5 protein-coding genes and 1 pseudogene are annotated in these 12,484 nt (G+C 45.9%); all 6 read left to right on the top strand.

Features of this window, described 5'->3' with window-relative positions:
* Nucleotides 1–813 precede the first annotated feature (813 nt).
* Nucleotides 814–1,500 (top strand): annotated as a pseudogene (locus tag V7K62_RS31530) (filamentous hemagglutinin); the annotation flags it as partial.
* A 73-nt stretch (nucleotides 1,501–1,573) separates the two neighbouring features.
* On the top strand, nucleotides 1,574–4,087 hold the full coding sequence (locus V7K62_RS12380) for an S-layer family protein (protein ID WP_334864235.1): 2,514 nt from the start codon (nucleotides 1,574–1,576) through the stop codon (nucleotides 4,085–4,087).
* Nucleotides 4,088–4,234: 147 nt separating this feature from the next.
* Entirely contained in the window at nucleotides 4,235–6,787 is a 2,553-nt protein-coding gene (locus tag V7K62_RS12375; RefSeq protein ID WP_334864233.1) for a CHAT domain-containing protein, read from the top strand.
* 194 nt (nucleotides 6,788–6,981) lie between these two features.
* On the top strand, nucleotides 6,982–7,965 hold the full coding sequence (locus V7K62_RS12370; protein WP_334864231.1) for a DUF928 domain-containing protein: 984 nt from the start codon (nucleotides 6,982–6,984) through the stop codon (nucleotides 7,963–7,965).
* Nucleotides 7,966–8,103: 138 nt separating this feature from the next.
* Entirely contained in the window at nucleotides 8,104–10,944 is a 2,841-nt protein-coding gene (locus V7K62_RS12365; RefSeq protein ID WP_334864229.1) for a CHASE2 domain-containing protein, read from the top strand.
* Complete coding sequence (locus tag V7K62_RS12360; protein ID WP_334864227.1) at nucleotides 10,941–12,251, top strand: hybrid sensor histidine kinase/response regulator; 1,311 nt, start codon at nucleotides 10,941–10,943, stop codon at nucleotides 12,249–12,251. Before V7K62_RS12365 ends, V7K62_RS12360 begins: the two co-directional genes overlap by 4 nt.
* The last annotated feature ends 233 nt before the right edge of the window (nucleotides 12,252–12,484 follow it).

Below are 12,484 nucleotides of genomic sequence, written 5' to 3'. Positions count from 1 at the left end.
CCAAGTTGGATTTTGTCTGAGAATATCGGTAGTGGCAATGGAGCGAATATCGCTGTTTCAGTTAGGCAAATGATTTTGCAAGATGGCAGCCTAATTTTCTCTAATACTTACAACAATGGTGGAAATGGTGGAAATATCGCCGTGGATGCCACAGAATCAACCCAAATCCTTGGCGCTTCTCCCTACGATTTTCACAATCCTGGTATCAATACCATCACCTATCCCGGAGGAGGACTGGCGGGAAATATTTCTGTCACTACCCAAAATTTAATCAATCGAGAAGGGGGAGGAATCGTATCGCTTGTGCAGGGTGGAGCCGGCGGTGGAAATCTTGACATTACCGCAGATACGATTTCCTTAATGGATCAGAGCCGAATTGGTGGATCTGCCGCTATTTCTTCATCGACCTTTTTTGGAGGGGATGGAGGTTCGATAACCATTAATACGGGACGCTTGTTACTGAAGGGAGGTGGGTTGATTGCTGCCAGTACTTCTAATTCTGGCAATGCCGGTAGAGTAACCATTCATGCGCGTGAATCTATTGAAGTTGATGGCGTTGGTCCAGTTTCGGGGCTTTCTAGCCAAATCGCTGCATCAGGGCAAACATTTCTCCCTCCTTTTCTGAGAACCCCTGGATTGTCGGCATTCCCGACTGGAAATGCAGGTAATTTAACTATTATCTCTCCCAGTATTAAAGTTAGCAATCAGGGCTTTATCGCAGCTGAACATGTGGGCAGTGGCAATGGTGGATACTTGCAAATTCAAGCTGATTCAATCGTTTTAGAGCAAAAAGGTCAAATTAGAACTGCTGCTGCATCTGGACAAGGAGGATTTCTGGGACTTACTGTGCGAGATGTTCTCCTTATGCGCCACAATAGCCTCATCAGTGCAAAAGCCGGAGGTACGGGCAATGGTGGCAATATTAGTATTAATTCTCCCATTATTGTTGGATTAGAAAATAGCGATATTATCGCCAATGCAGTCCAAGGTCAGGGCGGTAACATTAACATTAACATTAGCACCCAAGGCTTATTTGGGCTGAAGTTCCGCGATCGCCTCACCCTAGAAAGTGACATCACCGCCAGTTCCCAATTTGGCGTTAACGGTACAGTTGATATTAATAACATTGGTATCGATCCAAATTCCGGTTTAGTAGAATTACCAGCAAATGTCACCGATCCATCGCAGCAAATAGCTACAGGCTGCGCGGGCAGTGAAGGCAGCCGCTTTGTCGCAACGGGGCGGGGTGGAATACCGCAAAATCCCCTTCCGAGCGATGTCTACGACGGGCTACGCCTACGCACTTGGGCTGATATCCGCAACATCTCTGCATACCGCAAAACCGGTGAAGTCACCCCACAAATGCCTGAATCCCCAGAAACTCTGGTTCAAGCTACTTCCTGGCATCGCAACGCCCAAGGCAAAATCGAGTTAGTTGCAGCTAAATCTCCTACTCAGGTGCAGCAACCATTAACCTGTGCTGCTGTTACCAAACTTTAATGATGTTATTAATCACGCGATTTAGGGAACTCTAACTTGAAATCAGTAAAAGAAGTTTTTGGTGATGAGAGCGATGTCTAACAACAAGCCGCGAAGCATCTACGCTTTTTTATCTCCACTCACAATCGGGTTCTTGAGTTCTGCTCTCGTACTACCAGCGATACTCGTTTGGAGTCGCTGCGCGATCGCTCAGGTGACATCCGATGGTACTACCAATACCATTGTTAACCCAAATGGCAATAATTACACAATTCTTAATGGGATTGAAAAAGGTAATAATTTATTTCACAGCTTCAGTAATTTCTCTGTCCCTACGGGTGGTTCAGCTAGTTTTGATTTAATTAACACCCCGAACATCTCCACGATTTTCAGTCGAGTCACCGGAGGTAGTGTTTCCAATATTGATGGCTTGATTCAGACTCTTAATAGCAGCAACCCAGTTAGTCTATTTCTGCTCAACCCTAGTGGGATTATCTTTGGAGCCAATGCCAAACTGAATATTGGGGGGTCATTTGTTGGTACAACTGCTGACAGCGTAGTATTTGCAGACGGGTTTAAGTTTAGTGCTACCAACACTACACCAGCCCCTTTGTTGACGATCAATGTGCCAGTTGGCTTGCAATTTGGTAGTAATCCAGGAGCCATTATCGTCAAAGGAGCAGGACACAATGCCCAATTAGGCGACTCACTTCAAGTTTCTGGACTGAACCTCGGTACAAGAGGATTACAGTTGCAACCTGGAAAAACGCTAGCATTGCTGGGTGGGAATGTTGCCTTAGATGGAGGGTTACTCTCCGCACCGGGAGGACTAATAGAACTGGGTAGCATCACTAGCGGAAGCGTCGCCCTCAATTCCGTCCCTCAAGGATTTGCCCTAAGTTATCCCAATGCTTCGAGTTTTGGCAATATTCAGATAACCCAACGAGCTTTAGCATCCACACGCGACCTCAGTGGGGTAAGTGGAGGAGCCATCCAAATTCAGGGGAAACAGGTCAGCATCCGAGATGGTTCACTGATATTAATGCAAAATCGTAGCAACCAAACTGCTGGTAATATTGCAATCAATGCCACCGAGTCCCTCCAGATCATCGGCAAGTCTGCTGATTTTAAGAGTTCCAGCAGTTTAGTTAATGAAACTATATCCTCCGGTGCGGCAGGGAATATTATCATTACCACCCCACAATTAAATATTGATCGGGGTGGGTATATCTTCAACCGTACCTTTGGCACAGCACCGGGTGGCAATATTGCAATCAATACTGATCAAATGCGGGTCAACGGTTTTGCATTTGGCGATCCTTCTCCTTTTCGAGCAGTCAGCCAGATATTAGCCGCTTCCTATGCAACTGGGAAAGGTGGAAATATTGCCATCTCCACTAAAAACCTGTCTATTTTAGCTGGCGGCAATATAGCAGCAAGACCCTACGCTTCAGGCAATGGCGGCGATGTCATCGTCAAGGCAGATACGATTCAGGTGACAAATGAGGGAGCGCCAAACGGTATTTTTTATACTAGTCTGTTGTCTACTGCCACATTCGGGTCTGGTAATGCAGGGGATTTGAAAATCGATACCCGCACTCTGTCGGTTCAAGGTGGCGCCAGAGTGTCTGCTTCTAGCATAGTTTTAGGAAATGCAGGTTCACTGACTATCAATGCGTCTGAATCGATTGATGTGAATGGTGTAAAAGATGCACAAAATCCCAGCTATATTGGTACGGCCGTTCGTCCTCTTTTTGGAGTTTCTAGAGCTAATTCAGGTAACACCACGATTAACACCCCAGTTCTTAACATCAGTAATGGTGCAACGGTTTTTGTCCAGAACCTTGGACTTGGTAAAGCTGGCACCCTGAACATTAATGCGAATATCTTACGACTCGACAATGGAGCAAGCATTTCAGCATCTACAAAAGCAGGCGAAGGTGGTAACACTAATTTGCAACTGCGGGATCTACTAGTGATGCGTCATGGCAGTTTCATTAATGCAGAAGCTGGTGGCAGGGGTAATGGCGGCAATATTACGATCAATGCTCCGATCATTGTGGGTTTAGAAAATAGTGACATTATTGCCAATGCAGTTCAAGGAAGGGGTGGCAATATTCAAATTGCAACTCAGGGGATTATTGGACTAAAATTTCGTCCCAAACTCACTCCCGAAAATGACATCACCGCCAGTTCGCAATTTGGGGTGAATGGCACGGTTCAAATCAATAACATTGGTGTTGATCCAAATTCGGGCTTAGTAGAATTACCAGCAAATGTCACCGATCCATCGCAGAAAATTGCTACAGGCTGCGCGGGTAGTGAAGGCAGTCGCTTTGTCGCAACGGGTCGGGGTGGTGTGCCACAAAATCCCCTTCCGAGCGATGTCTACGACGGGCTACGCCTACGCACTTGGTCTGATATCCGCAACATCTCTGCATACCGAAAAACTGGCAGTGTAACGGCCCAAACACCCCCATTTCCAGAAACTCTGATTCAAGCTACTTCTTGGCATCGTAATGCCGAGGGAAAAATTGAGTTAGTTGCAAATAAATCTTCTAATCAGGTGCAACAACCATTAACCTGTGCTGCTGTTCCAAGGAGTTAATTTTTTGGGCTAACGGTCTAATTTCATGCGATCGCTCATCAACTGATAGCTGGCATTAAAAGTTGGGAATTATACATATAGTCATTTCATGAACACTTGTGCTGTGACTAATCTTGAAACAAACTGTTCAATGATAAGTAAAGATTTATGGCTTTCGGAATTAAACAAACTCGTTGGCTATATGTCAGCCTCAGTATTTTAAGTTTATGTATAGCATTTACGATTACACCTGCAAAAGCATCTCCACCAGTAACAACCCCAGCTTTCTCTTCTTCCCAACCCACCAATTGGCTAGAACAGGGACGGAACCTCTACCAATTGGGGCGTTTTTCCGAAGCAGTGACGGTTTGGCAAACGGCAGCACAACAGTATCATACCCAAGGCGATCGCCTTAACGAAGCCCTAAGCTTAAGTTACCTTTCACTGGCACAACAGGAACTTAATCAATGGCAAGCAGGCCAACAGTCTATTGAGCAAAGTCTGAAACTATTGCAAACCATTCCCTCTGCTGATGCCATTCTTTGGGCGCAAGCACTCAATACTCAAGCAAATTTGCAATTGCACACTGGCAAAGCTGAAACCGCCCTCGAAAGTTGGCAACAAGCACAAAAGTTTTATGAACAAGCAGGCGACAAAATGGGCAGCCTGGGTAGTCAAATCAACCAGGCACAAGCTTTACAAACTTTAGGATTTTACCGCCGTTCCAAACAACAGTTAGAGGTGCTGACTCAAAAACTCCAAGGGATGCCGGATAATGAAATCAAAGTTAGTGGATTGCGATCGCTTGCTTTAGCCTTGGAAATGATTGGCGACTCTAGTAAAAGTCAACAGCTTTTAGAGCAAAGTTTAGCGATCGCTAACAAAATTGCAGCCAAACCCCAATTAAGTTCTATCCTGATCAGCTTGGGCCAAACTGCCGTTGACTTGCAAGATCCAAATGCCGCATTTGATTACTTTGAACAGGCTCAACTCTTAGCCACCAACCCAAGCGATCAGTTGCAAGCGCGTTTAGCTCAGTTTAAACTTTTCCTCGATTACGACAAACCTGAGTTGGCTACCCCACTTGCACCCCAACTACTCCAACAACTTCGGGAACTGCCCCCCAGTCACATCTCCCTCTACGCAGCGATCAATTTTGTTGGCATCCTCACCCTCAATCGCCAGTCAAATCCTGACCAAATCGTACCGCTCAAAGATTTGGCGCAACTGATGGCAGTCACAGTCAAGTCAGCACAGCAGATCCAAGATGCTCAATCAGAAGCTTATGCACTACATCAGTGGGCAAAACTCTATCGTCGTACACAGCAAATATCTGAAGCACAGGAATTAGCTCAGAAATCTCTTGATATTGCCCGTAAACTCCAAGCTAACGATATCATTGCTCAATCTGCTTGGCAGGTGGGACAGTTGTATAAACAACAGGGCGATCGCTCCAAAGCAATTACTACGTATACAGAAGCAGTCAATGCCTTAAAAGCACTGCGGGGGGATTTGGTGGCGATCAACCCTGATATCCAGTTCTCTTTTCGCACCAGTGTGGAGCCTGTCTACCGGGAACTGGTTGATTTACTTCTAGAAAATCAACCGAGTCAAGCAGAACTGATCCAAGCTCGTGAATTGATTGAGGCACTCCAAGTTGCCGAACTCGATAACTTTTTTCGGGAAGCCTGTTTAGATAGAACTCAACAAATTGATCAGGTTGATCCCACTGCAACCGTTATTTATCCGATCATCCTCCCAGATCGTTTAACAGTAATTCTCTCCAAAGCAGGGCAACCACTCCGTTCCTATGTCACTCACAAATCTCAAGCTGAAATTGAGCAGACTCTAGACAACTTTTTGGTTGCTCTTAACCCTGTCTCGGATTCCCAAGACCGCGATCGATTTTCCCAACAGATTTATGATTGGTTGATTCGTCCAGCCGAAGCAGAGCAAGCATTTATTGATACCAAGACATTGGTGTTTGTTTTGGATGGTCGGTTGCGGAACATTCCCATAGCAGCTTTATATGACGGTAAGCAATATTTGATCGAGAAGTATGCTGTGGCGCTCTCACCAGGATTGCAATTGATGGCGACGCGATCGCTTCATCAAAATCATCTCAGTGCGATCGTGGGTGGCATTAGTGAATCTCGTGCTGGTTTTAGTGCTTTGCCCGCTGTGGAATCAGAAGTGAAACAAATCTCCAAGGCGGTGTCGTCTAGGGTGTTGCTGAACCAGGAATTCACTAGTCAAGCCCTTGCTGAACAGGTGAAATCCAGTAGTGCAGGTATTGTCCATCTAGCAACCCACGGACAGTTTAGTTCCCGTCTCGAAGATACCTTCTTACTCACTTGGGATGGAGAAGTCAACGTTAAAGAGTTATCTGAACTCCTGAAAAATCGGGGTAGCGATCCATCGAAAGCCATCGAGTTGCTGGTACTAAGTGCCTGTGATACAGCAGCAGGAGACGATCGCGCCGTCTTGGGACTGGCGGGCTTGGCTGTCAAATCCGGCGCTCGCTCAACTATCGCCACCCTATGGCCCGTCAAAGATCGGGCAGCCGCGATGCTGATGACTCGCTTCTATGACCAACTGCGACAACCCAAAATCACTAAAGCCGAAGCACTAAGACAAGCACAAATTAGCCTAATTCGCCAAACTGATTTCCACGAGCCGTTCTTTTGGTCTGGCTTTGTTTTGATCGGCAACTGGATTTAACTACGTAATAAAACTGAGTATGTTGCGAATAATATAGCCTATTTTTTACAGTGTTTTTGCTCAGGCTCGCCTATACTGCTAATAGAAGTTCTCCGACTTTACTGTTGCTTAGACTTATTCTCTGAGCTTCTGACCATAGTCGAAAGAAACGTATTTTGTTTGTATCACATTGCAATTACATAAGGTAAAACATTATGAAACGTCGATATTTAGCTAGTACATTGAGCGTCATTGCTCTGATCGCTAGCAGTGCATGGACTAGTGCCTATGCTGTTACATTTACCCCGCCCACCACTAGTGGCTCTCCCAGACAAGCAACTGGAGGAGCTTCTCGCGGTAGTATGTTTACCCCTGCTGCCGGCAAAGGTGCGCCCAGACGGGCAACTGGAGGAGCTTCTCGCGGCAACCTCTTTACCCCTGCCGCCGGCAAAGGCGCTCCCCAACAAGCAACTGGAGGAGCTTCTCGCGGCAACCTCTTTACCCCTGCCGCCGGCAAAGGCGCTCCCCAACAAGCAACTGGAGGAGCTTCTCGCGGCAACCTCTTTACACCTGCCGCCGGCAAAGGCGCTCCTCAACAAGCAAGTGCGGGTGCTTCTCGCGTTGGTACTTACTACTTGAATCCATCGACTACAAGTACAACACAACCAGCCGCGTTAATTGCCCTCTTGCCCCAAAACTCCTATGGCACAACACTGTCTGAACGTCCCACAATATTGGTGTATCTCCCGGCTTCCAATGCCCAAGAAGCCGTGTTCAGCCTCAAGAATGAAGCTGGCAATATGCAACATCAGATGAACATTTCAGTTGCAGGGAAAACTGGGGTAATCGCGATCGAATTGCCAGCCAATGCACCTGCTTTAGCCGTTGGCAAAAACTATCAATGGTTCCTAGCACTCAAAGTAGATGGGCAACTCAGTCCGAGTACGCCTTACGTCGATGGTTGGGTTCAGCGTATCCAACCCAGCACTGAGTTGGCAACAGCAATGCAAGAGCAAGATGCTCTGAAGCGGGCTACTGTTTTGGGTAAAAACGGTGTTTGGTATGACTGTGTGGCAACACTTGCATCGGTATACACCGCCCAACCTAACAATGCAACTCTCCGCAAACAATGGGAAGAACTTCTATCTTCAGTGAGTTTGAAGGAGATTGTAACAGCGAACTTATTAGCATCTAACTAATGCCTATTTGGGCATTGGGCATTGGGTTAAGAGTAATTATTCTCTTTGTCCCCCTCTTCTTCCTTCCACCCAGTCCCCATTACCCCTTATTCCCAGAGGGGGCCCCACAATCCCCAATCCCCATTGTATGGCACAAATATGTGGCGCAGATTCCAGGCTTTTATCCAACGTACTCGCAGCGTTTTGATTATTACTCCTAGCGTTGCCTTGACGGTTATGGTTGGGCAATCGTTAGGACTTTTCAATTTACCGGAATGGAAAATTCGCGACGAATGGGTTCGTCAGCGATCGTCTGTAGCGATCGCTGACGAGATTGTGATTGTCACAATCGATGAGCGCGATATCCAATCGGTGCGTAAATGGCCAGTTCCAGACTGGGCGCTGGCACGATTACTAGAAAAAATTCGGGCGCAGCAGCCTAGAGCCATTGGATTGGATCTCTATCGAGATTTACCAGAAGGAAGTGGACATGAGCAACTTGTTCAAGTCTTTCGCAACACTCCCAATTTAATCGGAGTTGAGAAAATTACCGGTGAACGCGTCAATCCCCCACCGGAATTGAAAAAAAAGGATCAGGTAGGATTAGCAGATTTAGTGTTGGATGGCGATCGCTTTGTACGTCGTGCCCTCCTGACAGCTGAAGATGCCAAAGAGAAAAACACCATTAAAGCCGGACTAGCAACCCTTGTAGCCCTGAAGTACCTCGAAGCTGAAAAAATTAGCTTAGAAAGCATTGACCCCCAAAAACAAAAGTTTCAGTTGGGCAAGGAAATTTACTTACCACTGCAAAATCAAGAAGCAGGTTATACCGATGCCGATTTAGGAGGCTATCAAATTCTGCTCAATTGGCATGGTTCAGAAGCAGCATTTCGGACAGTTGCGATGCGCGATGTGTTAGCAGGAAAAATTCCGGCAGATTTGATGCGCGATCGCATGGTATTTATTGGGTCAATCGCCTCCAGTACCAATGATTTCTTCAGTACACCCTTCTCTTCCTGGATATCTGCTCAAAAACCGACTCCAGGTGTGGTTGTTCATGCCAATATTGCTCATCAACTAGTACGAGGGGCAAAAACCGGAAAAGCCAGTCTGCACGGTATCTCTGGCATTTCTTTATCACTCTGGATTGTTTTGTGGTCTGTCATTGGTTCTACGGGCAGTTGGTTGTTATCCAGTAGCAAGCTGCGGATTCCCGGCGGCAAAATTCTTTGGGCAACTGTAGGCATCAGTGGAGCCTGTATATGGGGTGGCTATGGGATGTTTTTGTATGGTGTTTTAATTCCGGTAACACCCACCTTAGCCACATTTATCGGTAGTGTGATTGCAACAACCAATGCTTATAAACAGCGGAAGTTAGAAGAAACAAATCGCCAACTAGAAATTGCCAACAGTCAACTATTAGATTATTCCAAAACTCTGGAGACGAAAGTCGAAGAACGGACTCATGAATTAGTTGAGGCAAAGCAAGCCGCCGATGCTGCCAATCAGGCCAAGAGTGAGTTTCTCGCCAACATGAGCCACGAACTACGCACACCTCTCAATGGCATCCTTGGTTTTGCCCAAGTACTAGAAGGATCGCCAAATATGACAGCTAAAAACCTCGAAGGAGTCAGCATTATCTACCAATGTGGATCGCACCTTTTGATGCTGATCAATGACATTCTCGATCTCTCGAAGATAGAAGCGAGGAAATTGGATTTGGTTATCACTAGTGTGCATCTGCCCAGTTTCTTACATGGTGTGACTGAGATTTGTGGTATCCGGGCTGAACAGAAAGGGATTAGATTTAATGTCTTAATTAGCGATCGCCTACCACTTGCCATTGAAGTCGATGAAAAACGGCTGCGGCAAGTGTTAATTAACTTGCTGGGCAACGCGATCAAATTTACAGATAGCGGTAGCGTAACGTTCAAAGTAGAAGTCATTGGTCAAGAGTCTGAACAAATGACGCCACTTGCTACAAACCGGGAAACCCGTCCAACGCAGTGGCTCACAAATGACGATGGACAAATTACACATCAAAAGATTCGTTTTCAGATAGAAGATACGGGTATTGGGATGTCATCAGACCAACTGGAGAAAATCTTTTTGCCCTTTGAGCAAGTGGGTGAAGCAGGGCAACGATCTGAAGGTACTGGCTTGGGATTGGCGATTAGCCAAAAAATTGCGGCATTGATGGGGAACCAAATTCAGGTGCAGAGTCACCTGGGCGAAGGAAGTCTGTTTTGGCTAGATTTGACAGTATCAGTACCACTCGATCATGACTGGCGTGAAGGAGCGATTTCTACGATGGGCTTCGCCACAACTCCCCAGAAAATTACCGGGATTCAGGGTAGTGCGCCTCAGATTCTAATTGTCGATGACGATCGCAACCACTGTTCGATGTTGACCAGTCTGCTGCAAGAAATTGGCTGTCGAACCCTAGAAGCGAGCGATGGCAAACATGGGCTACAGATGGCAATTGAACACAATCCAGATGTGATTCTGCTCGATTTAGCCATGCCCAATATGGATGGTTTTGAGCTAATGGTTCACCTGCAAGCGAATCCACAAACCCGTTCTATTCCCATCATCGTCTCTAGTGCCAGCGTCTTTGAGTCAAATCGTCAGCGGAGTTTAGAGGCAGGGGCAACAGCATTCCTACCCAAACCCCTCCAAATCGACGAACTATTTAATAGACTGCGATCGCTCTTAGGAGTGGAATGGATCTATGCCGAATCTTCATCTTCGCCTCCCAAAGGTGAGCAGATAACTGCTAGTGAATGGATTCTACCATCCCAAGATGTTTTACAACAACTCTATCATCTGGCAATGATGGGAGATATCTCGGCGATCGAGGGAATCTTAGCAGAACTAGTTGAGCAAAACAGTCAACTAGCTCCCTTCGCGGCAGAGTTAAGCAAACTCACTGCCAATTTCCAAACCGGAAAAATCCGTAAGTTACTCAAATCATTTGTCACAACGGAGTTACATCCATGATCGCTGTTCCTATCTCGAAAACCATCCATATTTTGTTAGTGGATGACAATCCAAACAATCTCAAGGTGCTATCTGAAGCGATTCAGAGGTGTGGCTGGAAAGCCCTCATGGCAACAGATGGAGAGTCAGCGATCGAACAAACAGCTTATGCTCATCCCGATCTGATTCTTTTGGATGTAATGATGGCAGGTATTGATGGATTTGAAACTTGTCGCAGGCTGAAAACCAATCCCATTACTCAGAATATTCCGGTGATTTTCATGACTGCCCTATCTGATTCTACAGACAAGGTGACGGGATTGGAAATAGGTGCAGTTGACTACATTACCAAACCCTTCCAACAGGAAGAAGTCATTGCCCGTTTAAAGTTACACCTGAAAATTTCCCATCTCACCCGCACATTAGAAGAACGTGTGCAAGAACGCACCGCGGAATTAACTCAATCTCTACACCAGTTACAGCAAACCCAACTACAAATGATCCAGAGTGAGAAAATGTCCACTTTAGGGCAGCTGGTTGCAGGTATTGGTCATGAGATTAATAATCCGGTTGGTTTTGTTAGCGGAAATTTATCCTATATTGAGGAATATGTAAATAATCTGCTTCGCTTGGTAAGCTTACAACAGCAGAAGCTAACGCAGCCAGACTCAGAAATTCAAGAGCTTGTTGAAGAAATGGACTTGGAGTATCTGACGGAGGATCTGCCGAAACTATTGGCATCAATGCACCAGGGAATTACCCGTCTTAAAGATATCAGTCTCTCTTTGAGAACTTTTACTCGCGCAGATATTTCATCTCCGGTGGAATTTCAGATTCACGAAGGAATCGATAGCACCTTAATGCTGTTGAAACATCGACTCAAAGGCAATAGCGATCGCACTAAAATCCAGGTTATAACACAATACGGTGAGTTACCTCCAATCAGTTGCTATCCCGGACAACTCAACCAGGTGTTCATGAATATCATCGCCAATGCCATTGATGCATTTGATGAACTGCATGAAAACCATTCCGCTCAAGAGATTGCTGCTTACCCGAACATCATCACCATTACGACATCGTTTGCTCCCCAGCAACAAACCGTTACAATTTGTATCCAAGATAACGGCCCCGGTATGGTTCCTGATGTGCAATCTCGAATTTTTGAGCAATCTTTCACAACCAAGCCCGTGGGCAGGGGAACCGGGCTAGGATTAGCGATCAGCCACCAAATTATTGTTGAAAAACACAATGGGCAAGTCAACTGCTTGTCAATGCCTAGTCAGGGGACAAAGTTTATTATTACTTTGCCTAATGTTACCAAATAATTATGAATTATGAATTATTTTCTAATTATTTATCCCTGACAGCTCTCCCCAATGCAGAACAGCAGGAACTCAAACACATTTAGAATGATTTTGATAGATACCTTATAGCAGGAAAGGTTGACGAAGGTTAAAACTTACTCATTAGATTCTCCTTTGGAGTACAGCGATCGCTTTTTCGACAGCTAAGAATCTAATGAGAGAGTGCGTTAGCGTAGCTAACCGTAGGTATCGCT

It is taken from the genome of Nostoc sp. (assembly GCF_036917935.1).
In the GTDB taxonomy this organism is placed as follows: Bacteria; Cyanobacteriota; Cyanobacteriia; order Cyanobacteriales; family Nostocaceae; genus Nostoc.
This window is presented reverse-complemented; position numbering and strand designations above follow the sequence as displayed.

Bases quoted from the DNA above. Each gene is read 5' to 3' on its own strand.
- V7K62_RS12380 (WP_334864235.1), top strand. From the start codon at position 1,574: ATGTCTAACAACAAGCCGCGAAGCATCTACGCTTTTTTATCTCCACTC.
- V7K62_RS12375 (WP_334864233.1), top strand. From the start codon at position 4,235: ATGGCTTTCGGAATTAAACAAACTCGTTGGCTATATGTCAGCCTCAGT.
- V7K62_RS12370 (WP_334864231.1), top strand. From the start codon at position 6,982: ATGAAACGTCGATATTTAGCTAGTACATTGAGCGTCATTGCTCTGATC.
- V7K62_RS12365 (WP_334864229.1), top strand. From the start codon at position 8,104: ATGTGGCGCAGATTCCAGGCTTTTATCCAACGTACTCGCAGCGTTTTG.
- V7K62_RS12360 (WP_334864227.1), top strand. From the start codon at position 10,941: ATGATCGCTGTTCCTATCTCGAAAACCATCCATATTTTGTTAGTGGAT.